Raw genomic sequence first — 25985 nt, 5'->3', positions numbered from 1 at the left:
GAACGCCCCGCGAGTGATGAGGGCTCAGCGGCCGCCGGTGAACGACGCAGGGTCGTCCTCGGCGATCGCGAGCGCGATCTTGCGCACGTGGGTCTGATCGACCTCGACGAGTTCACCGAGCCCGTACCAGCCGACCTCGGTCAGCTCGCCGTCGGCGGGATGCGGATCGCCCGAGACCCAGTCGCACCGGAAGACGAGATCGAGGTAGTCGACCTCGTCGCCGTTCGCGTAGACGATGCGGGGGATCTGTTGCACAGCCGCCAGCCGCGTCGCCCGGACGACCACTCCCGCCTCTTCGAGGCATTCGCGGACGGCGGTGTCGGCGGGCTCCTCGCCGGGTTCGACGATCCCCGAGACAGCCTGCCATTCGCCGTTGTCGGCGCGTTTGCCGAGCAGGACCTTCTCGTCGCGGAAGACGATCGCTGTCACCCCGACGAGGGGGAGCGGAGCGGTGCCGATCTTCTCGCGCAGCGCGAGGACGAACTCGGGGGTGGTCATGTGGACCAGCCTAGGCGCCGTGTCAGAACCGGAACGTAGACTCGATGGGTGGCATCCGACTCCTTCGTTCACCTGCACGTCCACAGCGAATACTCGATGCTCGACGGGGCCGCGAAGATCGGCGCGATGACGCAGGCGGCAGCCGATTACGGGATGCCGGCCATCGCCGTCACCGACCACGGCAACACGTTCGCGGCCTTCGAGTTCTACCGAGCCGCCCAGGCCGCCGGTGTCAAGCCGATCGTCGGCCTCGAGGCCTACGTCACCCCCGGCACGCACCGCAGCGACAAGTCGCGCGTGGCGTGGGGATCGCCCGACCAGAAGAGCGACGACGTCTCCGGTTCGGGCGCCTACACCCACATGACGATGTGGAGCCAGAGCACGGAGGGCATGCACAACCTCTTCCGACTCAGCTCGTTGTCGAGCATCGAGGGCTACTACTTCAAGCCCCGCATGGACCGCGAGCTCCTGCAGACCTACGGCAAGGGCCTCATCGCGACGACCGGGTGCCCCTCCGGCGAGGTGCAGACCCGCCTGCGGCTCGGCCAGTACGAGGCCGCCCGCGCGGCCGCGGCCGAGTTCCAGGACATCTTCGGCAAGGAGAACTACTTCGCCGAGATCATGGACCACGGCCTCTCGATCGAGCGCCGGGTGATGACCGACCTCATCCGACTGTCGAAGGATCTCGACATCCCGCTCGTCGCGACGAACGACTCGCACTACACGCACCAGCACGAGGCCGACGCGCACGAGGCGCTGCTGTGCGTCCAGTCCGGCTCGACCCTCGACGACCCGAACCGCTTCAAATTCGACGGCGACGGCTACTACATCAAGACGGCGCAGGAGATGCGTCAGCTCTTCCGTGACCACCCCGAGGCGTGCGACAACACCCTGCTGATCGCCGAGCGGTGCGAGGTGGAGTTCAACACCTCCGCCAACTACATGCCGCGCTTCCCCGTGCCCGAGGGGGAGACCGAGGACAGCTGGCTCATCAAGGAGGTCGAAGCGGGCCTGCACTACCGCTACCCGGGCGGCATCCCCGATCGCGTCCGCAAGCAGGCCGAGTACGAGACCGGGATCATCCTCCAGATGGGGTTCCCGGGGTACTTCCTCGTCGTCGCCGACTTCATCAACTGGGCCAAGGACAACGGCATCCGCGTCGGTCCCGGCCGCGGTTCCGGCGCCGGTTCGATGGTCGCGTATGCGATGCGCATCACCGACCTCGACCCGCTCGAGCACGGCCTCATCTTCGAGCGCTTCCTGAACCCCGACCGCGTCTCGATGCCCGACTTCGACGTCGACTTCGACGACCGGCGCCGCGGCGAGGTCATCGACTACGTGACCGAGAAGTACGGGTCCGAGCGCGTCGCGCAGATCGTCACCTACGGCACGATCAAATCGAAGCAGGCGTTGAAGGATGCCGGTCGTGTCCTCGGCTTCCCGTTCTCGATGGGCGAGCGCCTCACGAAGGCCATGCCGCCGCCCGTCATGGGCAAGGACATGGAGCTCGGCGGCATGTTCGACGCCAAGCACCCGCGCTACAAGGAAGCCAGCGAGTTCCGCTCCCTCGTCGACACTGACCCCGACGCCAAGACGGTCTTCGACCGCGCGCTCGGACTCGAGGGCCTGAAGCGTCAGTGGGGCGTGCACGCGGCCGGCGTCATCATGTCGAGCGAACCGCTGATCGACATCATCCCGATCATGCGCCGCGAGCAGGACGGCCAGATCGTCACGCAGTTCGACTACCCGTCGTGCGAGACGCTCGGGCTCATCAAGATGGACTTCCTGGGGCTGCGAAACCTCACGATCATCTCGGACGCGCTCGACAACATCCGGACGAACCGAGGCGAGGAGCTCGACCTCGAACACCTCGAACTCGAGGACCGTGCCGCGTACGACCTCCTGAGCCGTGGTGACACGCTGGGCGTGTTCCAGCTCGACGGCGGGCCGATGCGGTCGCTCCTGCGCCTCATGAAGCCCGACAACTTCGAGGACATCTCGGCCGTCATCGCGCTGTACCGACCCGGGCCCATGGGTGCGAACTCGCACACCAACTACGCGCTCCGCAAGAACGGCGTCCAGCCGATCACCCCGATCCACCCCGAGCTCGAAGAACCGCTGCGGGACATCCTCGACACGACCTACGGCCTGATCATCTATCAGGAGCAGGTCATGGCCATCGCGCAGAAGGTGGCCGGGTTCTCCCTCGGTCAGGCCGACATCCTCCGCCGGGCGATGGGCAAGAAGAAGAAGTCCGAGCTCGACAAGCAGTACGAGGGCTTCTCGGGCGGTATGAAGGAGCGCGGCTTCGGCGAAGCGGCGATCAAGTCCCTGTGGGACATCCTCCTGCCGTTCTCGGACTACGCGTTCAACAAAGCCCACTCCGCCGCGTACGGCCTCGTCTCCTACTGGACGGCCTACCTGAAGGCGCACTATCCCGCCGAGTACATGGCCGCCCTCCTCACGAGCGTCGGCGACTCGAAGGACAAGATGGCGGTCTACCTCAACGAGTGCCGCCGCATGGGCATCCGGGTGCTGCCGCCCGACGTGGGGGAGTCCATCCGGTTCTTCGCCGCCGTCGGCGAGGACATCCGTTTCGGCCTCGGCGCCGTCCGCAACGTCGGCACGAACGTCGTCGACGGGATCGTGTCGGCCCGCTCGGACGGTCCGTACGCGAGCTTCCACGACTTCCTCGGCAAGGTCCCGGTCCACGTCGCCAACAAGCGCACCGTCGAATCGCTCATCAAGGCCGGCGCCTTCGACTCGCTCGGATCGACCCGGCGTGCCCTCATGGAGATCCACGAGGATGCGGTCGAACAGGCCGTCCTCGACAAGCGCCGCGAAGCGAACGGCGAGGTCGGCTTCGACTTCGACAGCCTGTGGGGCGACGACGAGCCGCAGCAGGTCGCGCGCGTGCCGGAGCGGCCCGAATGGACGAAGAAGGACAAGCTCGCCTTCGAGCGCGAGATGCTCGGTCTCTACGTCTCGGATCACCCGCTCGCGGGTCTCGAGATCCCGCTCGCCAAGCACGCGTCGACCTCGATCCACGACCTGCTGGTGTCGGAGGACATCTCCGACGGCGACACGGTGACCATCGCCGGGCTCGTCACGAGCGTCCAGCACCGCGTCGCCAAGCAGAGCGGCAACCCGTACGGCATGATCACCGTCGAGGATTTCGACGGTGAGGTGACCGTCATGTTCATGGGCAAGACGTACACGGAGTTCCAGTCGATGCTCGTGGCGGACTCGATCCTCGTCGTTCGAGGTCGCGTCTCGCAGCGCGACGACGGCCGCAACCTCCACGGTCAATCGGCGTTCGTCCCCGATCTCGGATCGGTGGATGCCGCGGGCCCGCTCGTCTTGCTGCTGCCCGAACACCGCGCGACCGAGACGACGATCGGACAGCTCGCCGCCGTCCTCGACCGCCATCCCGGCGACACCGAGGTGACCCTCAAGTTGCATCGCGGCGGTGTCGCGAAGGTGTTCGAGGTCCCGGCCCAGGTCGGGGTGACGGTCGACCTGTACGGCGAGTTGAAGGGCTTGCTCGGGCCGCAGTGCCTCGGCTGATTCGCTGAGACGACGCGGGTAGGATCGCAGGCGGCGCTGATCAGCGCTGTTCGGAAGGAGCATCGTGACCGACCAGAAGACGAACCCCGAATCGCCGGACGACGCCGGGAGCCCCGTCGAAGACCTCGACGTCACGGTGGTCCGCGCGCCCGAGGCTGCGCCGCACGAGACGTCCACTCTCGACATGGAGACCCAGGCCTACGACTTCTCCACGGATGCCGCGGATGCCCCCGGTTCCCCCGCGGAGGCCGTGCCCGCATCGGTCGATCACGACGCCGCCGATACGGTCGCTGACGTCGAGCCGCAGGTCGCGCCCGTCGAGCCGCAGCCGTCTCCGGACGAGCCGGCGACGGTCGAAGCCTCGGAAGGCCACATCCCGCCGCAGTACGGCATCGGCCCGTTCTCGCTCCGCGAGATCTCGTTGCTCGGTGTGTGGGTGCTCGCCTTCCTGTTCTCGTTCTTCCCCCTCTATGCCGACAACCAGTACACGAGCCTCCTCGGCGGAACGAGCGTCTGGACCTCGGGAATCGACTGGGTCCTCGCCATCGGCGCGCCCACGGTCGCGGTCTTCCTGATCACGCTCCGCCGGTTCTCGCCCGACGGCATCCGTCGGGTCGGATCCCTGGGGATCGACCAGTTCGCCTCCGTCGCCTTCGCCGTTTCGGCGGTCGTGTGGTTGAGCTGGTTGTGGACGAACATCGCGCGCGGCGTCGCGGTCGGCGTGTGGCTCAGCAGCTGGGTCGTCTGGGTCGAGGTGCTTCTGATGGCTGCGGGCGTCGTGCTGACCGTCCTCGCTCCGTTCATCCCGCCGTTCCACGAGGACTTCCTGCACCGTGCCGAGACCTTGTCGCACCGCGTCGCCCGTCGCGCGCGCCCGGTCGTGGCGCGGCCGATCTCGGACGCGCGTTACACGATGGCGGCGCCGTCGGTCGATCCCGACCCGGCCCCGTACGGAGACCCCATCGACGACGACGAGCCGGCTCCGGCTGCGACTTCCGCCCAGCAGGCGTTCTGGGCGTTGGCTCCTGTCGAGCGCGACGTCGTCGACGAGAGCGGCGCGCCGGTCTTCCGCATCGGCCCGACGGCCTGGGCGCTCGTGATCGAGGACCGTGGCGATTCCTTCGTGGTCCGCCACGAGGACGGCCGCATCGGTTACCTCACGGACGTCTCCGGCGTCACCCGGGGCTGACCCGCCGTTACCCTGGAGGGATGCTCCGCACGATCGACCTCCGGGGTCGCGCCGTCACACCGGCCGACCTGCTCGCCGCCGTTCCCCGAGCCACCGCAGCGCGGGATGAGGCATTGGCCACGGCTGCCGCCGTCGTCGCAGATGTGGCGGAGAGGGGCGAGGTCTCGCTCCGCGAGCAGGCGGCACGGTTCGACGGCGTCCGCGATCACGCCATCCGCGTTCCCGCCGCGCACCTCGACGAGGCGCTTGCCTCCCTCGATCCATCCATCCGGGGCGCGCTCGAGAACGCGATCTCACGGGTCCGCCTCGCGTCGGCCGCTCAGGTGCCCTCGCCGGTGGTGACCGATATCGGTCCGGGCGCGCGGGTTGAGCAGCACTGGCGTCCCGTGCGCCGTGCGGGTGTCTATGTCCCCGGTGGCAAGGCGGTGTACCCGTCGAGCGTCGTCATGAACGTCGTCCCGGCGCAGGTGGCGGGCGTCGCCGAGGTGGCGCTGGCCTCGCCCCCGCAGCGCGACCACGGCGGACGGGTGCACCCCGTCATCCTGGCTGCGGCCAAGCTCCTCGGCATCACCGAGGTCTATGCCATGGGCGGCGCGGGCGCCGTCGCGGCGTACGCGCACGGAGTGGCCGAGCTGGACCTCGCACCCGTCGATGTCATCTCGGGTCCCGGCAACAACTTCGTCGCGCTCGCCAAGCGGGTCGTCGCGGGCATGGTCGGCACGGACTCCGAGGCAGGCGCCACCGAGATCCTCATCGTCGCCGACGACTCCGCCGACGCGCGTCTCGTCGCCGCCGACCTCGTCAGCCAGGCCGAGCACGACGAGCAGGCCGCAGCGGTCCTCGTCACGGATGCGGCCGGCCTCGCCGAAGCCGTCGTCGAAGAGGTCGAGCGCCGCGCAGCGGCGACTCACCACGCCGAGCGGGTCGCCCAAGCCCTCGCCGGCGTGCAGTCCGCCGTGGTCCTCGTCGACGACCTCGCGACGGCGACCGCCTTCAGCAACGCGTACGCGCCCGAGCACCTCGAGCTGCACCTGCGCGATCCTCGTCCGGAGGACTTCGTCAACGCGGGTGCCGTCTTCGTCGGCTCGTGGACCCCCGTGAGCCTCGGGGACTACCTCGCGGGCAGCAATCACGTGCTCCCCACGGGCGGTCAGGCCAGGTACGCGTCCGGGCTGTCGGCATCCACCTTCCTGCGTCCTCAGCAGGTCATCACGTACGACCGCGACGCATTGCGGGCCGTCCACGACGACATCGTGACCCTCGCGACGGCCGAGGTGCTCCCCGCCCACGGCGAGGCCGTCACGGCGCGCTTCGACGCGTAGGCTGGATGCCGCCATGCACTGCCCGTTCTGTCGTCACTCCGACTCCCGCGTCATCGACTCCCGCACGAGCGACGACGGACTCAGCATCCGTCGTCGTCGCCAGTGCCCCGAGTGCGGGGGCCGGTTCTCGACGATCGAGACCGCGAGCCTGAACGTGATCAAGCGCTCCGGCGTGATCGAGTCGTTCAGCCGCGAGAAGGTCATGTCCGGCGTCCGCAAGGCGTGCCAGGGTCGACCGGTCACCGAAGCGGATCTCGCCATGCTCGCTCAGGCCGTCGAGGAGGCGGTGCGTCAGACGGGCGTCTCGCAGATCGATACGAACGAGATCGGGCTCGCGATCCTCGGCCCCCTGCGCGAACTCGACGAGATCGCGTACCTCCGGTTCGCGAGTGTGTACCAGGCGTTCGAGACGCTCGATGACTTCGACGCCGCGATCGCTCTGCTGCGCGCAGACCAGGCACAGCGCGTTCCGCGACAGGACGCCTGAGCGCTCACCTCTAGGCTGGGAGCCGATGTACCGACTCCTCTTCGACCTCGTCCTCCGTCGCCTCGATCCCGAGACCGCCCACCATCTCGGGATGGCCGTCATCCGCGTCGCCGCCGTGCCGCCCTTCTCGGCTGCGGCCCGGGCGCTGACCCGTCCGGCCCCGGAGCTTCGGACCGAGGCGCTCGGTCTCGTCTTCGACTCGCCGTTCGGGATCGCCGCCGGCTTCGACAAGAACGCCATCGGCGCCCTCGGCTTGCATGCCCTCGGGTTCGGTCACATCGAGGTCGGTACCGTGACGGCGATCCCGCAGGATGGCAATCCCCGCCCGCGCCTGTTCCGCCTGCCGGCGGACCGCGCCCTCATCAACCGGATGGGGTTCAACAACGAGGGCGCCGCCGTCGTCGCGCAGCGGCTCGCTCGTATGCGCCGTCGCCGACGGCGACCGGTCCTGGGCGCCAACATCGGCAAGTCCCGCGTGGTCGACGTCGCGGATGCGACAGCGGACTACGTCGCCAGCACCCGCCTGGTCGCCCCGGTCGCGGACTACCTCGTCGTCAACGTGTCGTCGCCGAACACGCCCGGGCTCCGCGGCCTGCAGGCGGTCGAGACGCTAAGGCCATTGCTGACGGCGGTGAAGGATGCCGCAGGAGACACGCCCCTGCTCGTCAAGATCGCTCCCGACCTCTCCGACGACGAGATCGACGGGATCTCGAGGATGGCGGTGGACGCCGGCCTCGCCGGGATCGTCGCGACCAACACGACGATCGCTCGTTCCGGGCTGACGACGGATGCTGCCCGCGTCGACGCGATGGGGGCGGGCGGCCTCTCCGGCGCACCGTTGCGCGAGCGTTCGCTCGAGGTTCTCCGTCGCGTCCGAGCCGCGGTCCCGGCCGAGTTCTGCGTCATCGCCGCCGGGGGAGTGGAGTCGGCCGACGACGTCCGCGAGCGTCTCGCAGCCGGTGCCGACCTCGTTCAGGGCTACAGCGCGTTCGTATACCGCGGACCCCTGTGGGCAAGGCAGCTGAACCGGGGCCTCGCGCGCTGACAGGCGGCATCCCATCTGAAGGACGAAGGGCCCGCACGATCGTGTGCGGGCCCTTCGTCGTCGGAGATCAGTGCGGGTATTCGCCGCGCTTGACCTGCGGCTTGGGGAGGCGCATGAAGCGCATCTGGACGGAGCGCATCGCGGCGTACCAGCCGAGACCCTTCTCGCGGCGGTCACCCCACTTCGCGGCGGCGAGCTTCTTCACCTTGCGGGAGAGGATGGCCATGTCCGCGACCACGAAAAGCAGATAAGCCCAGAGCCCCACGTACGCGTAGAACACGATCGCGGTGTTCGGAACGAGCGCGAAGAGGATCACGATCACCAGGAGCGGCATGATGAGCTCGCCGAAGTGCCAGCCGGCGTCCGTGTAATCGCGGGCGAACCGGCGCTGGGGACCGCGGTCGCGGGGCGTCAGGTATCGCTCGTCGCCGTTGGCCATGCCGACACGGGCCTTCTCGCGCTGGGCAGCGAGCTCAGCCTTCGCGCGGGCGCGGGCCTCCTTGGTGTTGGCGACGAGGGGCCGCTTCCGTGCCGCTTCCTGCTCGGCGCGCGTCGGCGTCGGGCGGTTCTTCCCCGCGCCCGTGGGGGCGTCGGGGGCGGTGTCGGCAGGGGGAGGTGTCTGTGCCACGGGGCGCTTCCTCGGAATCGGCGGAAAAGGCGTGCCACATAAGATTACCCGCATGACTTCCGACACCTCTCGGTCCGCCGCGGTGCGGGAGGCGGCCCTCACCCAGGTCCCCGCCGCCCTCGCCGATCTCGGCTCCCTCGTCCGCATCCCGTCCGTCGCCTTCCCGGGGTTCGACCGCGCCGAGGTGCAGCGAAGCGCCGACGCGGTGAAGGCCCTCGTCGACGACCTCGGCATCTTCGAACGCGTCGAGGTCAAGACGGCCGTCATCCCCGAAACGGGGGAGGAGGGGATGCCCGCCGTCCTCGCCACCCGTGCACCCCGCAACGGCCGGCCGACGATCCTGCTGTACGCGCACCACGACGTTCAGCCCGTCGGCGACGAGTCCCTGTGGGAGTCCCCGCCCTTCGAGCCGACGCTCCGCGACGGCCGGATCTACGGGCGTGGCGCAGCCGATGACAAAGCGGGCATCATGGCCCACATCGGCGCTCTCCGGGCGATGAAGGAGGCGCTCGGCGACGACTTCGACCTCGGCGTGAACCTCTTCTTCGAGGGCGAGGAGGAGGCGGGCTCCGCATCGTTCGCGCCGTTCCTGAGCGACAACGCCGACGCCCTTCGCGCTGATGTCATCGTCGTCGCAGACTCGGGGAACTGGGACTCCGAGACCCCCGCTCTGACGGTCTCGCTCCGCGGCAACGCACGGTTCACCCTTGACATCGAGACGCTCGATCACGCATCCCACTCCGGGATGTTCGGCGGGGCGGTGCCCGACGCCATGATGGCAGCGGTCACGCTGCTGGCCACGCTGTGGGATGAGGACGGCGCAGTCGCCGTCGACGGCCTCGCGATCCGGGATGCCGCGACCCCGCCATACACCGAGGAGACCCTCCGCAGCGAGGCGGGGCTTCCCGACGGTGTGTCGCCGATCGGACGCGACGCGATCCTGAGCCGCATCTGGAACAAGCCCTCGATCACGATCACCGGCATCGACGCTCCGAGTGTCCGCAACGCGTCGAACACGCTGTCGCCGAAGGTGACGGTCGTCATCAGCACGCGCGTCGCGCCCGGCCAGCCCGCCGCCGAGGCCTTCGCCGCCGTCGAGGCGCACCTGCACGCCCACGCGCCGTTCGGTGCACGCCTCACGTTCCGCGACGTCGACTTCGGCAACCCGTTCCTCGTCGACACGTCCGGCCCTGCCGTCGAGAAGGCGCGTTCCGCCCTCGAGAGTGGCTACGGACGCACGCCCGTCGACATCGGCGTGGGCGGATCGATTCCCTTCATCGCCGACCTCGTACGCGAGTTCCCGGGCGCGGAGATCCTCGTGACCGGGGTGGAGGATCCTCATGCGCGGGCTCACAGCCCGAACGAATCCCTGCACGTGGACACGTTCCGACACGCGCTGGTGTCCGAGGCGCTCCTGCTCGAGTCCCTCGACGCATCCGAGTGAACCCGCCTGCAGATACTCGCGCCGCCGGGCCAGAGCCCGAGAGGCGACGTAGAATCGTGTCAGCACGCCGCCCCCGTTCCTCAAGAGCACTGGCGGCCCGACCATGGGGAGAGTCATGACCGACATCGCCACGCAGTCCACCGAGACCGTTCCCGCCCACGGCGTCGCCCTCACCGAGGCTGCTGCCGACAAGGTGAAGAGCCTGCTGTCGCAGGAGAACCGTGATGACCTCCGGCTCCGCGTCGCCGTTCAGCCCGGTGGATGCTCGGGTCTGATCTACCAGCTCTACTTCGACGAGCGTTACCTCGACGGAGACAAGACCGTCGACTTCGACGGTGTCGAGGTGATCGTCGACGACATGTCGGTGCCCTACCTCGACGGCGCGAAGATCGATTTCAAGGACACGATCTCGGAGCAGGGCTTCACGATCGACAACCCGAATGCTGCGGGCAGCTGCGCCTGCGGCGACAGCTTCCACTGATCCATCCCCGGGCACCTCAACCGGTTCCGGCATCCTGAGCGGATGGCCGGAATCCCGTAAGAGGTTGCCCTAGACTGGCATGAGTCTGACCTTCATGTCCCCGAAAGGTGCACCGTGCGCGTCAACCGCCGACTCCGTTGGGTAGCCCTCCCGCTCACGATCGCCTCCGCGGTCGCGCTTGCGGGATGCAGCCCCACGACAGCGAACGGCTTCCTCCCCGGCTTCGATGAGGGGGGCGGGCAGGCGACGAACCACACGTCGATGATCGCCGGCCTCTGGACCACGTCGTGGATCGTCGTCCTCGCCGTCGGTGTGATCACCTGGGCCCTCATGGGCTGGGCTGCGATCGCGTACCGGCGTCGCAAGGGGCAGTCGGGCCTGCCGGTCCAGCTCCGCTACAACATGCCGATCGAGATGTTCTTCACGATCGCCCCCGTCATCCTCGTGCTCGGCTTCTTCGCCTTCACGGCGCGCGACCAGGCGATCCTCGAGACCCAGTACGAGAAGCCGGATGTCTGCATCACGGCCATCGGCAAGCAGTGGGCGTGGGACTTCCAGTACAACGGCGACAACTGCGACGACCCCCAGGACCCGGTGTGGACCATCGGTGTGCAGGCGCAGACCGACGCACAGGGCAACATCACCAACGAGGTCCCCGAGCTCGTCCTGCCCGTCAACAAGGAAGTGACGCTGCAGCTCGAGTCGCGCGACGTCATCCACTCGTTCTGGATCGTGGACTTCCTTTACAAGAAGGACATGTATCCCGGTCGTGAGAACTACTGGTCCTTCACGCCCACCAAGGAAGGCACGTTCGTCGGCAAGTGCGCCGAGCTCTGCGGCCAGTACCACTCGATGATGCTCTTCAACGTGAAGGTCGTCTCGGATTCGGAGTACCAGAGCTACATCGCGTCGCTCAAGGCCAAGGGGCAGACCGGCGACATCGACGACGCACTGGATCGGCAACAGAACGCGCCCGGCACCGGCGCGCCCGCCGCTGAGGGAGAGCACAACAACTGATGGCCACCATCGCACCCCCCGCACCCACGCTTCCCCCTCGCCAGGCCGCGCTGCTCACCAGCTCGCGCGTCGAGCACAAGGGCAACATCGTCGTGAAGTGGATCACGTCCACGGATCACAAGACCATCGGGTACATGTACCTGATCGCCTCCGTGCTGTTCTTCATGCTCGGTGGCGTCATGGCCCTGATCATCCGTGCCGAGCTTTTCGAGCCCGGCATGCAGGTCGTGCCGACCAAGGAGCAGTACAACCAGCTGTTCACGATGCACGGCACGATCATGCTGCTGATGTTCGCGACGCCGCTGTTCGCGGGCTTCGCCAACGCACTCCTCCCGCTGCAGATCGGTGCTCCGGACGTCGCGTTCCCGCGTCTGAACGCCTTCGCGTTCTGGCTGTTCACCTTCGGTTCCACTATCGCCGTCGCAGGCTTCCTCACCCCTCAGGGTGCGGCCGCGTTCGGATGGTTCGCCTACCAGCCCTTGGCGAGTGAGAGCTTCAGTCCCGGCGCCGGTGGCGACCTCTGGATGCTGGGTCTCGGCATGAGTGGTTTCGGCACGATCCTCGGTGGTGTGAACTTCATCACGACGATCATGACCATGCGCGCTCCGGGTATGACGATGTGGCGCATGCCGATCTTCAGCTGGAACACCCTGGTCACCAGCATCCTGATCCTGATGGCCTTCCCGGTCCTCGCAGCGGCGATCTTCGCCGCTGCGGCCGACCGCATCCTCGGTGCCCACATCTACGACCCGGCCAACGGTGGCGTCCTGCTCTGGCAGCACCTCTTTTGGTTCTTCGGTCACCCCGAGGTGTACATCATCGCGCTGCCGTTCTTCGGCATCGTGTCCGAGATCTTCCCGGTGTTCAGCCGCAAGCCGATCTTCGGATACAAGACGCTGGTCTACGCCACGATCGCCATCGCGGCTCTGTCCGTCTCCGTGTGGGCGCACCACATGTACGTGACCGGCGCGGTGCTGCTGCCGTTCTTCGCTCTCATGACGATGCTCATCGCCGTTCCGACGGGTGTGAAGATCTTCAACTGGATCGGCACGATGTGGCGAGGGTCGATCACCTTCGAGACGCCGATGGTCTTCGCGCTCGGATTCCTCGTGTCGTTCGTGTTCGGTGGTCTGACGGGCATCATCCTGTCGTCGCCGCCGCTCGACTTCCACGTCTCCGACTCGTACTTCGTCGTGGCCCACTTCCACTACGTCGTCTTCGGCACCGTCGTCTTCGCGATGTTCGCCGGCTTCTACTTCTGGTGGCCCAAGTGGACCGGAAAGATGCTGAACGAGCGCCTCGGCCTCGTGCACTTCTGGCTGCTGTTCATCGGCTTCCACATGACGTTCCTCATCCAGCACTGGCTGGGTGCGGACGGCATGCCCCGCCGGTACGCGGACTACGCGAGCCAGGACGGCTGGACGTGGCAGAACCAGGTGTCGACCGTCGGCTCGATGATCCTCGCGGCATCGATGGTTCCGTTCCTGCTCAACGTCTGGATCACGGCCCGCAAGGCGCCGCGTGTGACCGTCAACGACCCGTGGGGCTACGGCGGGTCGCTCGAGTGGGCGACCAGCTGCCCGCCGCCGCGCCACAACTTCACGTCGATCCCGCGCATCCGCAGCGAGCGGCCCGCCTTCGATCTGAACCACCCCGAGGCCGGGATCCCGGTGGGTGTCGGTCCTGCGAAGGATGCACCCGACGCGCCCGTGGTCGATCTGACGAATGGTGAGGTCAAGTAAGTGAAGACCAACGTCAACCTGTGGTGGGTGCTCTCCGCCTTCTTCGCGCTCGTCGCTGTGGTCTACGTGGGCTGGAACATCCTGGCCCATCCGCAGCTGCCGGTTTTCAACCGCATCGAATGGGTCGGTTCTGTCGGCCTCGTCTTCGTGACGATGATGGCCGCCATGATCGCCTTCTACTCGAGCCGCGTCGAGAAGGCCCAGGGCGGAACCCTCCCCGAGGACTCCCTGACGGCCGACATCGATGACGGCGACCCCGAGATGGGCGAGTTCTCGCCCTGGTCGTGGTGGCCGCTGGTGCTCGCCGGCTCCGCGGCGATCGCCTTCATCGGCCTTGCCGTCGGCGAGTTCATGATTCCGATCGGTGTCGGCATCTTCGTCGTCGCCATCGTCGGCTGGGTCTACGAGTACTACCGGGGCTACTTCGCCCGCTGAGCCGCGCATACACAACGCCGTCCGCCACACCACCGTGGCGGACGGCGTTGTTCTTGGCATCTGAGGACCCCGACTGGGCGCGCCGGCAGCCGAGTCGCACACCCATAGCGACGAGCTCGAGAGGCCAGCAACGCTGATCCCCCCCGCTGTGCTGGTCGCGTGTCGGTCATCGATGATGCTCTTGGATCCCACCGCTTCGGAAGATGCAGCGGGTGACCGCGAGCAGGATGCCCCGCTGCGCTCCGGGGCCGCGGACACAGCTCCCCCTGCATCCCCACGTGCCTATCCTCATCCGAACCAGGGCCAGGCTCAGGTGGGGCACATGACGCCGACGCGCACACCCTGGCGCCCCGGGCGAGGCCACCGTGGGCACTGATCGCCATAGCTTTCGGACGCGGGCCCACGCGCCGGTCTCAGGCGGGTGTCACCGCGGCGGGCGTACGGGCATCACCAGGGGGTCGAAACGTCGGGGGAGCGGCCCTTCTAGGCCCTCGACGGGCAGCCCCTCTCGCGCCCAGTACTCGAACCCGCCGATCATCTCCCGCACCGCGTAGCCGAGTCGTGCGAACTCGACAGCACCGCGGGCTCCGCCGTTGCATCCCGGGCTCCAGCAGTAGACGACCACCGGGATGTGCTGCGCGATCTCGCTTGCGGCGCGCGACGCGATCTGACCGTGAGGGATGTGGATCGCTCCCGAGGCGTGACCCTGATCCCAGGCATCGGTGTCGCGCACATCGACGAGCACGAAAGCATCGCCCGCGCGCTGCGAAGCATAGACGTCGCTCGGATCGGTCTCGACGAGGAGCTTCGTCTCGAAGTAGGAGAGGACGGATGCGGGGGAGGGGATCATGTGATCGACGCTACGGGCACACGAAAGCGGCGGGGTCCGACCATTCGGTCAGACCCCGCCGCTTTTCTGCCAGACGAGCTCAATCGTTCGAGCGGTCGTCCTTCTTGGCGGGTGCGTCGTCCACCACGATGATGTTCGACGGGCGGTTGGCCGTCTCAGGGTTGTGGCCGTCGTCGATCGGGCGCAGGGGTGCGTCCGGAGCTCCGGCGCGCTCGTGGGCGCCACGGATCTCCTCCTCCTCCTCGTGCTCGATGTGCTCGAGCGCGTGGTGCTGGTGGGCGATCGCGGCATCCACCTCAGCCTGCGTGACGGGGGAGAGGCGATCCTCGAAGAACCACCGCGACAGCGATGCGCGGACGTTCTGGTGCCACGCGATGCGACCGTTGTCGTTGGGCCGCACGACCAGGGGCTCGTGGATCTCGAAGTCGATGAGCTTGACGCGCTCGTAAGCGTCGACAGGCTGGTGGACCTCGATGTACTCGCCACCCGGGAGGCGCACGATGCGACCGGATTCGTAGCCGTGCAACGCGATCTCGCGGTCCTTCTTCTGCAGGGCGATCGCGATGCGCTTCGTCACGAAGTACCCGACGATCGGCCCGATGAACAGGAGCGCCTGGAGCGAGTGGATCACTCCCTCCATCGTGAGATGGAAGTGCGTCGCGATGATGTCCGAGGAAGCGGCGGCCCAGAGCACGGCGTAGAAGATCACGCCGGCCACACCGATCGCGGTGCGCGTCGGTGCGTGACGGGGACGCTGGGCGATGTGGTGCTCGCGCTTGTCGCCGGTGACCCACGCCTCGATGAACGGGTAGATCGCGACGAGGACGATGAACAGGCCGAGGACGGCGACCGGCAGCAGGATGCCGAAGGACCAGGTGCGGTCGAACAGGACGACGTCCAGGTTGGACGGGGCCAGGCGGAGCGCACCATCGGCGAACCCGATGTACCAGTCCGGCTGGGTTCCCGCAGACACGGGCGACGGGTCGTAAGGACCGTAGTTCCAGATCGGGTTGATGGTGAACATCGAGGCGATCAGCACGAGCACACCGAACGTGATGAACAGGAAGCCGCCCATCTTCGACATGTAGATCGGCACCATCGGGTAGCCCACGACGTTGTCGTTAGTGCGGCCGGGGCCGGCGAACTGCGTGTGCTTGTTGATGATCATCAGCATCAGGTGCGCCGCGATGAGCGCGATGAGGATGAGCGGAAGCAACAGGATGTGCAGCGTGTACAGACGGTTCACGATCGCCGTACCCGGGAACTCGCCTCCGAAGAGGAGATACGAGGTCCACGTGCCGATCAGGGGGAGGCCCTTGATCATTCCGTCGATGATGCGGAGACCGTTGCCCGAGAGCAGGTCGTCGGGGAGCGAGTACCCGGTGAATCCGAGCGCCATTGCCAGGATGAACAGCACGAAGCCGATCACCCAGTTCAGCTCGCGCGGCTTGCGGAACGCACCCGTGAAGAAGACACGCAGCATGTGCACGCCGATGGCGGCGATGAACAGCAGGGCTGCCCAGTGGTGCAGCTGTCGGACGAGCAGGCCACCGCGGAGGTCGAACGAGATGTTCAGCGTGGACTCGAGGGCCGCCGACATCTCGATGCCGCGCAAGGGTGCGTACGCGCCGTTGTAGTGCGTGGGAGCCATCGACGCTTCGAAGAAGAACGTCAGGAACGACCCCGACAGGAAGACGACGACGAAGCTCCAGAGCGCGATCTCGCCGAGCATGAACGACCAGTGGTCGGGGAAGATCTTGCGCCCGATCTCCTTGACGAGGCCCGAGATGCTCGTTCGCTCGTCGAGGTAGTTCGCGGTGGCGCCGATGAAGCGGCCGCCGAGGGGCTTGTCAGCCGGTCGGGCCACCGTGGTGGCCGGTGCGGATTCAGTCGCGGTGCTCAATGACGCTCCCAGAAGCTTGGCCCGACGGGCTCTTCGAAGTCGCTCTTAGCGATCAGGTAACCGTCTGCGTCCACCGTGATGGGCAGCTGGGGGAGCGGTCGGGCGGCCGGGCCGAAGATGACCTCGGCGCCGCGGGACACGTCGAACTGCGACTGGTGGCACGGGCAGAGAAGGTGGTGGGTCTGCTGCTCGTAGAGTGCCACGGGGCATCCGACGTGGGTGCAGACCTTCGAGTACGCCACGATCCCGTCGTAGGACCAGTCGAGGCGGTTGTACTCGGCGGGCAGCTGCTCGGGGAGCAGCCGCATGAGCAGGACGATCGCCTTGGCCTTCTCTTCGAGGTAGCCGTCGAGGTGGTCGACATCCTTGAGCGATTCGGGCATCACGTGGACGGCGGAGCCGAGGGCGATGTCCGCAGCGCGGATGGGGAGGCCGGAGGGGTCGTGCGCGAGGCGCTCACCCTCCTTCCACATGGTGTGCTTAAGAAGCGCGACCGGGTCGCCGGCGAGCGGCTTCTCCTCGGAGGAGTGCGGAGCGAGCCCGCGGAAGAGCGTCACGCCGGGGACGATGGACGCGACGACAGCGGCGATGAGTCCGCCGCGGATCGCGGTTCGGCGTCCGAACCCGGACTCCTCGTTCGCCTCGCGGAAGACGTCGACCGCTGCTTCGCGGGTCGACTCCTTGCCGCGGGTCGAGTGACGAGCCTCGATGTGCTCCTTGTCGGGCATGATCGCCTTCGACCAGTGGATCGCAGCGATGCCGATGGTCAGCAGAGCGAACCCGATGCCGAGACCGATGAAGAGGTTGTTGCTCCGGATGTCACCGAAGTCGCCGCTCTCGATCGGGAACAGCATGTACGCGGCGACGGCCCAGAGGCTGGCGGCGAGAGAGATGTAGAACAGCGTGTAGACGGTACGGACCGCGCGATTCATCGCCGCCGGGTCCTTGTCGGTCATCCGCTCACGGTGGGGCGGCAGACCGGGGTTCTGCACGGGGTCGGCGACCGCGACGACGAGCCCCGACGAAGGCTGAGGAGCCTTCTCGAGCGCCTGCGGCTCTTCCTCGTGTGACATTGTGCTCCTCGCCTTGAAATTCTTTACGTCAGTGGTGGGTCAGTTGGACTTCGCGGTGATCCACACCGAGATGCCGATGAGAGTGCCGATGCCGAAGATCCAGATGAAGAGACCCTCGGACACGGGACCCAGCGACCCGAGCGTGAACCCGCCTACGGGTTCGCTCTTCTGCAGGTACATGAGGGACGAGATGATGTCGCGCTTCTCGTCCGGCGTGATGGTCATGTTGTTGAAGACCGGCATGTTCTGCGGACCGGTCACCATCGCGGCGTAGATGTGCAGCGGGCTGGTCTTGGTGAGCGCGGGGGCGTACTTGCCCTCGGTCAGCGCGCCACCAGCCGCGGCGACGTTGTGGCACATCGCGCAGTTGATGCGGAAGAGCTCGGCACCCTTCGTCAGGTCGCCACCGCCGTCGAGGATCGCCTCGTCAGGGTAGGTCGGCCCGGGGGCGACGGACTGCACCCACGCCGCCATCGCCTTGATCTGGTCCTCGGTGAACTGCGGCGCCTTCTGGGGAGCCTGCGGTCCCTGAGCCTGGAGCGGCATGCGGCCCGTCGAGACCTGGAACTCGACCGACAGCTCACCGACTCCGTACAGGGAGGGACCGTCGGCGGTGCCCTCGAGGTCGAGACCGTGGCAGGTCGCGCAGTTCGCCTGGAACAGCTTCTTGCCGTCTTCGACGGTGAGCGCGGATGCCGTGTCGGTGGACGTGGTCGACGCCATGGCGGCGGATGCGCCGGCGTAGATGCCACCCGTGAGCAGCAGGCCGACGCCGATGAGAGCGGCTGCCGCCCACTTGCTGCGACGGCCCGTGTGCCGACGCGGGGTCTTGGATGCCATTGAGGAACTCAGCTCCGCTCTGTATTACCGGATGAAGTAGATGACGGCGAAGAGGATGATCCACACGACGTCGACGAAGTGCCAGTAGTAGGACACGACGATCGCGGAGGTCATCTCCTTTCGGCCGAAGTTCTTGACCGCGAACGCACGCCCGATGATGAGCAGGAAGGCGATGAGGCCACCCGTCACGTGAAGAGCGTGGAAACCGGTCGTGATGTAGAAGGCCGACGCGTAGGAATCCTCGCTGATCGGCAGGCCCTCGGCGACCAGGGTGGCGTACTCCCACACCTGGCCCGAGACGAAGACGGCGCCCATGATGAACGTCAGGTAGAACCACTCGACCATTCCCCACTGGCGGAAGTTCCAGAAGGATCCGCGACGGTAGGGCTGGAACCGCTCGGCGGCGAACACACCGGCCTGAGCGGTGAACGACGACAGCACGAGGATGAGCGTGTTCACCGCGGCGAACGGCACGTTCAGCAGCTCGGTGCGACTTGCCCACAGCTCCGGCGAGGTGTTGCGGATCGTGAAGTAGATGGCGAAGAGGCCGGCGAAGAACATGACCTCGCTGCCCAGCCACACGATCGTGCCGACAGCCACGGGGTCCGGTCGTTTCACCGAACGCAGTGCCTGGTTGTATGTCGCGGGAGTGGTCGTCACGCTCCCCATTATGGCCGATGTTGGGGGAGGGTTTCGCATTCCTGAAGGTACTTGTGTCTTTCCGCCGGGTCGGCGCCGTCGATGGGCCCGCCGGGAGTCGCCTGCCAGAGTGCTGAGTAGGATCGGGGGTCATGGCGGACATGTACTCCTGGCCCGAGATTCTCTCCACGGTGCTGGACGGCAAGAACCTCAGCGTGTCCGAATCGACCTGGGCGATGCGCCAGGTGATGAACGGTGACGCGACCTCTGCGCAGCTCGCCGGGTTCCTCGTCGCGCTGCGGGCCAAGGGCGAGACCGTCGACGAGATCGTGGGATTCCGCGACGCCATCCTCGAGGCTGCGGTGCCGCTCCCCGTGCCGGCAGACGTGCTCGACATCGTCGGCACGGGAGGCGATCGTTACGGGACCGTGAACGTCTCGACGACCGCCTCGGTCGTCGTGGCGGCCACCGGCATCCCGGTCGTGAAGCACGGCAACCGCGCGTCGAGTTCGAAGTCAGGGTCATCGGACGTGCTCGCTGCACTGGGTGTCGATCTGACGCAGACTCCGGAGCGTGTCGCGGAGGTCCTCGACGAGGTCGGGATCACCTTCGCTTTCGCCTCCGCCTTCCACCCCGGCTTCCGGCACGCCGGACCGACGCGGGCGGAACTCGGCATTCCGACCGTCTTCAACTTCCTCGGGCCGCTGTGCAATCCGGCGCGCGCCGAAGCCAACGCCGTTGGTGTCGCTCACCTGGACCGTGTGCCGCTCATCACCGGTGTCTTCCAGACGCGCGGTGCGACGGCACTCGTGTTCCGTGGCGACGACGGGATGGACGAACTCACCACGACAGGCCACAGCCGCGTCTGGGAGGTCAGCCGGGGAGACGTGCGCGAGCACGACCTCGATCCTCGCGACCTCGGCATTCCACGGGCGGAGATCGCTGACCTGCTCGGCGGCGATGCCGAGCACAACGCGGCGATCGTGCGTCGCGTGCTCGACGGCGAATCCGGTCCGGTCCGCGACATCGTCCTGTTAAACGCCGCCGCCGGCATCGTGTCGTATCGGCTGTTCCAGGATGCAGCCGAGCTCCAGCGTCCGTTCGTCGAGCGACTCGCGAACGCCTATGCCGAAGCGGCAGCCGCCGTCGACGCGGGCGCCGCGCGGGCCAAGCTCGATGCGTGGGTCGCCGCGTCCGGACGCTGAGCGCGCACCGTGGACCCGATCGAAGCCCTCACGGAGATCGCGGAGCTCCTCGAGCGCGATCGCGCGTCCCGGTACAAGTCGAAGGCCTTCCGAGCAGCCGCAGAGTCCCTAGCGGGTCTGAGCCCTGCTGAGCGGGCTGACGTCTCCCGCCTGCGCGCCCGGAAAGGCATCGGCGCCTCCACCTTCGCCGTGATCTCGGAGGCGCTTTCCGGGCGCGTGCCGACCTACCTTGCGGACCTGCGGGAACGAGTCGCGCCCACCGAGGTGTCGGCATTGCGTCCGCTCCTGCGGGGCGATCTGCACGCCCACTCGGAGTGGTCCGACGGGTTGACATCGATCGAATCGATGGTCGACGCCGCGCGTTCGCTCGGCCATGACTACCTCGCTCTGACCGACCATTCGCCGAGGCTCAGGGTGGCGCGCGGACTGTCTGCGGAGCGGCTCCGCGAGCAGCTCGCACTCATCCCTGATTTCTGCGACGAGACGTTCACCCTGCTGAGCGGGATCGAGGTCGACATCCTCGACGACGGCTCCCTCGACCAGGAGGACGATCTCCTCGAATCCCTCGACATCGTCGTCGCGTCCGCGCATTCCGCCCTGCGGATGGAGCAGGCGCCGATGACGCGCCGCCTGGTGGCTGCGGCATCCGATCCCCGCGTCGACGTGCTGGGCCATGTCACCGGCCGCCTCGTGTCGGGGGCGCGGGGGACCCGTCCGCCGTCGGTGTTCGATGCGAGAGCCGTCTTCGAAGCGTGCGCCGAACACGGCACCGCGCTCGAGATCAACTCCCGCCCGGAGCGGGAGGATCCGCCGGACGATCTGCTCGCCCTCGCGATCGAGATCGGATGCCTCTTCTCGATCGACTCGGACGCGCACGCCCCGGGGCAGCTGTCGTTGCTGGACCATGGCGCGGCGCGCGCGGAGCGCGCCGGTGTGCCCGCTGACCGCGTCATCACCACGTGGCCGCTCGAGCGACTCCGTGAATGGGCGTCGACGAGCTGAGAGGTCAGGCCCGGGCGGTGAGCGCTGCCCGTGCGCGGGTCGCCGAGGATCCGAGTGACCAGGTGCCCGCCAACTGCGCCACCGCCTCCTCGTCCGGCGCGGTGATGCGGGCATCCACGGGCGGTAGATCGAGCGTCCGCACGACCTCGACCACGCGCGGCGCGACGTCGAGGTAGTCGGAGGCAGCGAGGATCTTCGCCCTGACGCCCGCGCTCATCCCTTCGCCGGCCTCGGCAGCGCTCCGGATGCCGGTGAGATCGCCGTGCGCGGCCAGCAGCGTCGCCGCGGTCTTCTCGCCGATGCCGGCGACACCCGGGAGTCCGTCGGACGCGTCGCCTCGCATCGCGGCGAAGTCGGCGTACTGCGATGGGAGGACGCCGTATTTCGTGACGACGACGGCGTCGGTGAGTACTTCGAGCTTGCTCATCCCGCGGCCCGTGTAGATGACGCGGACGCCACGGTCGTCGTCGACGAGCTGGAACAGGTCGCGGTCGCCGGTCACCACGTCGACGGGGATGGTGTTCGTCGACGCGAGCGTCCCGATGACGTCATCGGCCTCGTGGTCCGGAGCGCCGATGATCGGGATGCCGAGTGTGCCGAGCGCTTCACGGATCACCGGGACCTGGCTCTCGAGAGGGTCGGGGATCTCCTCGACGTCGGGGGCCGACGCGACCGCCTCGGCGACGCGGTGCGTCTTGTAGGACGGGATGAGATCGACGCGCCACTGCGGCCGCCAATCGTCGTCCCAGCAGGCGACGAGGTGGGTCGGCTCATACGTGTCGACGAGCTTCGCGATCATGTCGAGGAAGCCGCGGACGGCGTTCACAGGACGACCGTCTGCCGCCTTCACCGTGTCGGGCACGCCGTAGAACGCGCGGAAGTAGAGGCTGGCGGAGTCGAGCAGCATGAGGCGGTCGGTCACGCGCTCATCCTCGCACTCAGCAGCCGGGACCGCTCGGGTCCTCGTCGCAGGTGCGTTCCACGAGTGCCGTGTCCACCTCGACGACGCGGATGACGGTGGTCGGCGTGTTGAGCTCCAGGAGTCCGGCGATCGGGAACCAGCCGCCGCCGGCATCCGCTTCCGCCGCGTAGCGGATCGTCACGCTCGCCTCGTACTCCCCGGCTGCGCCGTAGCTGTGGCTGGTGTCCGTCGCGGTGAACTGTGGGACGTCGAGATCGTCCCACGACGTTCCCGGTGAGGTCGTCTCGCGCGTGCTCCCGTCGCCGTAGTCGAAGGCGTACGAGACGGGCGTGAAGCGGACGGTCACGGGGACGTCGAAGATCCGGCCGGTGACGGTGTGCTCGGCGGCGTCGACGACGAAGTTCGTGGGCATCCCGACCACCCCCACACCGTCCGGTTCGCCGATGACCCGCGGCGGCTGGGGCGCGAACTGCGCGACGTCCTCGATCGTCGCGGTGGTCGGGTCGGGCGCCGCCGGCGCGGGAGCCGGGTCGGCGGGCTGCTGGTCGGCCTGTTCGGTTCCCGGTAGCGGTGCTCCGCCCGGGGCCACGACTGCGTCCGCGCACGCCTGGTCGAATGCGCACTGCGCGAGCCACTCGTCGCGGGTTCGTGCGCCGGGGTAGTACGCGTCGGGGTCCGGGGGCGGGGGAGGGACGTTCACCCAGCCGCCGCCGCCTCCGCCTCCGCCGCGGTTCGAGCCGCGATCTGGGACGGCGGGTGCTGAAGCGGATTCGCGCGTCGCGCCGATCGAGACGGAGGAGCCGTTGTTGGTGGAGTCGCAGACCCAACCTGTCCCATCGGAGCAAGCGTCTCCGCCGACCGTTGCCGCGAACTGGACACCTGTGAGCATGAGGGCCACGGCTACGACACCCGTTAACACTCTGGACTTCCCGTCCGAGAACTGAACTGAGTTATCAACGAAGTCGAAGAGGACCGGGGGTCTGGCACCGCTCGAACCAGCAAACTCTGAACATCTGGTCGGGAACCGACTACTGATTTACCGTCTGCGTTGAGCACTTTGACTGCTGACACATCGACGCACACCGCGAGTTCGACCTCATCGCCCGAGGAGCTGATCGGCTCGACAAGTCGAACTACGCTGTCGCCAGTTACGTCCCATCCGTCGGCATGCATTTGTGAGAATGACTTGCGAGACGCGTCGCCAGCCTCGCCCCGAAGGTGCGCATACACCGGCTCGAACGTTGCCGGGTCTGACAGGTCCACCTCGTTGAGCGCGTCGACGTACGCCCGGTACGTCTTCTCGGCGGCGGCGAACGCCTCCTCCTTTGACGCGAAGCCTGTCGGCGTGGGGGAGGGCTTCGGGGCGGCAGCCGGTGCGCAGGCCGCGAGGGCGGTGACGAGCGCGACCGTGGCGAGCAGCACTGCGGAACGTCGAGCGATCATGCCGTCCACGGTAATGAAAGCGGGCCGCCCGGCGAACGATTCTCCACAGCGCGTAGGCTCGCTGACGTCATTCGCGGATATGGGGAGGGACCATGTCGTTCGGGGCTGCGGCATCCGCTCGTCGGCGACGTCGGGTCGCGCTCGACGCACCATGTCCTTGCGGTCGGCGCCCGTTCGGGTCGTGTTGCGGACCCGTTCTCGACGGTCATGCCGCCGTGACGCCCGAAGACCTGATGCGTTCGAGGTACACCGCCTTCGCGCTCGGCGATGCGCGCCACCTGCTTGACACGTGGTTCCCTGGGACCAGGCCCGACGACCTCTCGCTCGATGACGCGGTCACCTGGACGCGGCTCGACATCCTCAGCGCGAACACGTCGGAGGACGGTCGCTCCGGCAGGGTGCGCTTCCGCGCCCACTGGGTCGACGGTGACGCAGGCGATCCCCACGTCATGGAGGAGGACAGCCGCTTCGTGCGGCGCTCGGGCGTCTGGTATTACGTCAGCGCTGTCTGATACCCTGGAGCGTCGCACGCGTGGCACCTGTGCCGCGCCCGCGCAGCATCGCAACACCAACCACCTTGCCCCGATCGGCTTCCGCGCGTCCTCGTGCGGATGAGCTCCTGGGCCCGAATACAACACCATCCAAGGACAACCCCCTACATGACTAACGCAACGACCGCCCCGGCCACCAAGCAGGTCGCCATCAACGACATCGGATCTGCTGAGGACTTCCTGGCCGCGGTCGAGAAGACCCTGAAGTTCTTCAACGACGGAGACCTCATCGAAGGCACCGTCGTCAAGATCGACCGCGACGAGGTCCTCCTCGACGTCGGCTACAAGACCGAGGGCGTCATCCCCTCGCGCGAGCTGTCGATCAAGCACGACGTCGACCCCAACGAGGTCGTCAACGTCGGCGACCAGGTCGAGGCCCTCGTCCTCCAGAAGGAGGACAAGGAAGGCCGCCTGATCCTCTCCAAGAAGCGCGCACAGTACGAGCGTGCCTGGGGAGACGTCGAGAAGATCAAGGAGAACGACGGCGTCGTCACCGGTTCGGTCATCGAGGTCGTCAAGGGTGGTCTCATCGTCGACATCGGCCTCCGCGGCTTCCTCCCCGCCTCGCTCATCGAGCTCCGCCGTGTCCGCGACCTCACGCCGTACCTCGGCCAGGAGATCGAGGCCAAGATCCTCGAGCTCGACAAGAACCGCAACAACGTCGTCCTGTCGCGCCGCGCCTTGCTCGAGCAGACGCAGTCCGAGTCGCGCTCGAACTTCCTCAACAACCTCCACAAGGGTCAGGTCCGCAAGGGCACCGTCTCGTCGATCGTCAACTTCGGTGCGTTCGTCGACCTCGGTGGCGTCGACGGTCTCGTCCACGTCTCGGAGCTCTCGTGGAAGCACATCGAGCACGCATCCGAGGTCGTCGAGGTCGGTCAGGAAGTCACCGTCGAGATCCTCGAGGTCGACCTGGACCGCGAGCGCGTCTCGCTCTCGCTGAAGGCGACGCAGGAGGACCCGTGGCAGGTCTTCGCCCGTACCCACGCGATCGGTCAGGTCGCTCCGGGCAAGGTCACCAAGCTCGTCCCGTTCGGTGCGTTCGTCCGCGTCGCCGACGGCATCGAGGGCCTCGTGCACATCTCCGAGCTCTCGGGCAAGCACGTCGAGCTCGCCGAGCAGGTCGTCTCCGTCGGTGAAGAGGTCTTCGTCAAGATCATCGACATCGACCTCGAGCGTCGCCGCATCTCGCTCTCGCTCAAGCAGGCGAACGAGTCGGTCGACCCCAACGGCACTGAGTTCGACCCGGCGCTGTACGGCATGGTCACCGAGTACGACGAGAACGGCGAGTACAAGTACCCCGAGGGCTTCGACCCCGAGACCAACCAGTGGAAGGAAGGCTTCGACGAGGCCCGCCTCGCCTGGGAGGCCGAGTACGCCGCTGCTCAGGGTCGCTGGGAAGCCCACAAGGCTGCCGTCGCCAAGGCCCTCGAGGCCGAGGCCGCTGCTCCCGCCGACTCGGGTTCGTCGTCCTTCTCGTCCGAGGTCTCGAACGGTGCAGGTACCCTCGCCGACGACGAGGCGCTGGCTGCTCTCCGCGAGAAGCTGTCCGGTCGCTGATCGACACCATCTGAATCGAGGGGTCGGAGCCATGTGCTCCGGCCCCTCGGTCGTTCCCGGGCGGATGCCGCGCCGCCGGTAGCCCGGTAACGTGCAGGTGTGGCGCAGGAGAACGAGGGATCGACCGCAGATCGATCGTCGT

At 67.5% G+C, this 25985-nt stretch carries 23 protein-coding genes; 14 read left to right on the top strand and 9 right to left on the bottom strand.

What is annotated here, in order from left to right:
* Positions 1–24: 24 nt before the first annotated feature.
* Positions 25–498, bottom strand: a complete 474-nt coding sequence (locus MRBLMI1x_RS13490; RefSeq protein WP_018186468.1) for an NUDIX hydrolase — start codon at positions 496–498, stop codon at positions 25–27.
* Positions 499–546: 48 nt separating this feature from the next.
* On the opposite strand from MRBLMI1x_RS13490, the gene dnaE reads away from it, so the two are divergent.
* The 5 genes from dnaE to MRBLMI1x_RS13465 all read left to right on the top strand — a co-directional run bounded on the left by dnaE (position 547) and on the right by MRBLMI1x_RS13465 (position 8108).
* A complete protein-coding gene (gene dnaE, locus MRBLMI1x_RS13485) occupies positions 547–4065 on the top strand; it encodes a DNA polymerase III subunit alpha (RefSeq protein ID WP_018186469.1) in 3519 nt (1172 codons plus the stop codon).
* A gap of 64 nt (positions 4066–4129) precedes the next feature.
* Entirely contained in the window at positions 4130–5254 is a 1125-nt protein-coding gene (locus MRBLMI1x_RS13480) for a hypothetical protein (RefSeq protein ID WP_363459305.1), read from the top strand.
* A gap of 20 nt (positions 5255–5274) precedes the next feature.
* Positions 5275–6576, top strand: a complete 1302-nt coding sequence (hisD, locus tag MRBLMI1x_RS13475; protein WP_363459303.1) for a histidinol dehydrogenase — start codon at positions 5275–5277, stop codon at positions 6574–6576.
* Between the two features lie 13 nt (positions 6577–6589).
* A complete protein-coding gene (gene nrdR / locus MRBLMI1x_RS13470; protein ID WP_018186472.1) occupies positions 6590–7063 on the top strand; it encodes a transcriptional regulator NrdR in 474 nt (157 codons plus the stop codon).
* 25 nt (positions 7064–7088) lie between these two features.
* Positions 7089–8108, top strand: a complete 1020-nt coding sequence (locus MRBLMI1x_RS13465; protein ID WP_363459301.1) for a quinone-dependent dihydroorotate dehydrogenase — start codon at positions 7089–7091, stop codon at positions 8106–8108.
* 67 nt (positions 8109–8175) lie between these two features.
* On the opposite strand, the gene MRBLMI1x_RS13460 is transcribed toward MRBLMI1x_RS13465, so the two are convergent.
* Positions 8176–8736 (bottom strand): DUF3043 domain-containing protein, encoded by a 561-nt coding sequence (locus MRBLMI1x_RS13460; RefSeq protein ID WP_018186474.1) that lies wholly within the window; start codon positions 8734–8736, stop codon positions 8176–8178.
* Between the two features lie 52 nt (positions 8737–8788).
* Between MRBLMI1x_RS13460 and MRBLMI1x_RS13455 the strand changes: the two genes are divergently transcribed.
* The 5 genes from MRBLMI1x_RS13455 (at position 8789) to MRBLMI1x_RS13435 (ending at position 13855) form a co-directional block, all read left to right on the top strand.
* Positions 8789–10180 carry a dipeptidase gene (locus tag MRBLMI1x_RS13455; RefSeq protein ID WP_018186475.1) on the top strand — a complete coding sequence of 464 codons (1392 nt, stop codon included), beginning with the start codon at positions 8789–8791 and terminating at the stop codon, positions 10178–10180.
* A 115-nt stretch (positions 10181–10295) separates the two neighbouring features.
* Positions 10296–10661 carry an iron-sulfur cluster insertion protein ErpA gene (gene erpA / locus MRBLMI1x_RS13450; protein WP_018186476.1) on the top strand — a complete coding sequence of 122 codons (366 nt, stop codon included), beginning with the start codon at positions 10296–10298 and terminating at the stop codon, positions 10659–10661.
* Between the two features lie 114 nt (positions 10662–10775).
* On the top strand, positions 10776–11678 hold the full coding sequence (gene coxB, locus MRBLMI1x_RS13445) for a cytochrome c oxidase subunit II (RefSeq protein ID WP_018186477.1): 903 nt from the start codon (positions 10776–10778) through the stop codon (positions 11676–11678).
* Entirely contained in the window at positions 11678–13420 is a 1743-nt protein-coding gene (ctaD, locus tag MRBLMI1x_RS13440) for a cytochrome c oxidase subunit I (protein WP_018186478.1), read from the top strand. Before coxB ends, ctaD begins: the two co-directional genes overlap by 1 nt.
* Positions 13421–13855, top strand: coding sequence for a cytochrome c oxidase subunit 4 (locus MRBLMI1x_RS13435; protein ID WP_018186479.1), 435 nt, complete (start codon positions 13421–13423; stop codon positions 13853–13855).
* Between the two features lie 424 nt (positions 13856–14279).
* On the opposite strand, the gene MRBLMI1x_RS13430 is transcribed toward MRBLMI1x_RS13435, so the two are convergent.
* The 5 genes from MRBLMI1x_RS13430 to MRBLMI1x_RS13410 all read right to left on the bottom strand — a co-directional run bounded on the left by MRBLMI1x_RS13430 (position 14280) and on the right by MRBLMI1x_RS13410 (position 19190).
* Positions 14280–14705 (bottom strand): rhodanese-like domain-containing protein, encoded by a 426-nt coding sequence (locus tag MRBLMI1x_RS13430; protein WP_020097529.1) that lies wholly within the window; start codon positions 14703–14705, stop codon positions 14280–14282.
* A gap of 79 nt (positions 14706–14784) precedes the next feature.
* Entirely contained in the window at positions 14785–16608 is a 1824-nt protein-coding gene (locus MRBLMI1x_RS13425) for a cytochrome b (protein ID WP_414685630.1), read from the bottom strand.
* Positions 16605–17681, bottom strand: a complete 1077-nt coding sequence (locus MRBLMI1x_RS13420; protein ID WP_018186482.1) for a ubiquinol-cytochrome c reductase iron-sulfur subunit — start codon at positions 17679–17681, stop codon at positions 16605–16607. The genes MRBLMI1x_RS13425 and MRBLMI1x_RS13420 overlap by 4 nt, the downstream gene beginning before the upstream one ends.
* Positions 17682–17720: 39 nt before the next feature.
* Positions 17721–18521, bottom strand: a complete 801-nt coding sequence (locus MRBLMI1x_RS13415; RefSeq protein WP_363459296.1) for a cytochrome c — start codon at positions 18519–18521, stop codon at positions 17721–17723.
* A 24-nt stretch (positions 18522–18545) separates the two neighbouring features.
* Positions 18546–19190, bottom strand: a complete 645-nt coding sequence (locus MRBLMI1x_RS13410; RefSeq protein WP_018186484.1) for a cytochrome c oxidase subunit 3 — start codon at positions 19188–19190, stop codon at positions 18546–18548.
* Between the two features lie 122 nt (positions 19191–19312).
* Between MRBLMI1x_RS13410 and trpD the strand changes: the two genes are divergently transcribed.
* Together trpD and MRBLMI1x_RS13400 are read left to right on the top strand one after the other, a co-directional pair.
* Positions 19313–20365 (top strand): anthranilate phosphoribosyltransferase, encoded by a 1053-nt coding sequence (trpD, locus tag MRBLMI1x_RS13405; RefSeq protein ID WP_363459293.1) that lies wholly within the window; start codon positions 19313–19315, stop codon positions 20363–20365.
* Positions 20366–20374: 9 nt separating this feature from the next.
* Positions 20375–21367, top strand: coding sequence for a PHP domain-containing protein (locus tag MRBLMI1x_RS13400; RefSeq protein ID WP_311870598.1), 993 nt, complete (start codon positions 20375–20377; stop codon positions 21365–21367).
* 4 nt (positions 21368–21371) lie between these two features.
* Here MRBLMI1x_RS13400 and MRBLMI1x_RS13395 read toward each other — a convergent pair whose 3' ends face one another.
* Both MRBLMI1x_RS13395 and MRBLMI1x_RS13390 read right to left on the bottom strand, forming a co-directional pair.
* A complete protein-coding gene (locus MRBLMI1x_RS13395) occupies positions 21372–22289 on the bottom strand; it encodes a 5'-3' exonuclease (RefSeq protein WP_020097524.1) in 918 nt (305 codons plus the stop codon).
* Between the two features lie 16 nt (positions 22290–22305).
* Positions 22306–23178, bottom strand: a complete 873-nt coding sequence (locus MRBLMI1x_RS13390; protein ID WP_363459291.1) for a hypothetical protein — start codon at positions 23176–23178, stop codon at positions 22306–22308.
* Between the two features lie 769 nt (positions 23179–23947).
* Here MRBLMI1x_RS13390 and MRBLMI1x_RS13385 point away from each other — a divergent pair.
* A complete protein-coding gene (locus MRBLMI1x_RS13385; protein WP_018186490.1) occupies positions 23948–24244 on the top strand; it encodes a YchJ family protein in 297 nt (98 codons plus the stop codon).
* A 147-nt stretch (positions 24245–24391) separates the two neighbouring features.
* Positions 24392–25843 (top strand): 30S ribosomal protein S1, encoded by a 1452-nt coding sequence (gene rpsA / locus MRBLMI1x_RS13380; protein ID WP_018186491.1) that lies wholly within the window; start codon positions 24392–24394, stop codon positions 25841–25843.
* Positions 25844–25985: the final 142 nt, after the last annotated feature.

Source organism: Microbacterium sp. LMI1x-1-1.1, from assembly GCF_040676205.1.
In the GTDB taxonomy this organism is placed as follows: domain Bacteria; phylum Actinomycetota; class Actinomycetes; order Actinomycetales; family Microbacteriaceae; genus Microbacterium; species Microbacterium aquilitoris.
Note: the sequence above shows the minus strand (reverse complement) of the source record. Positions and strands in the feature narration are given on the sequence as shown.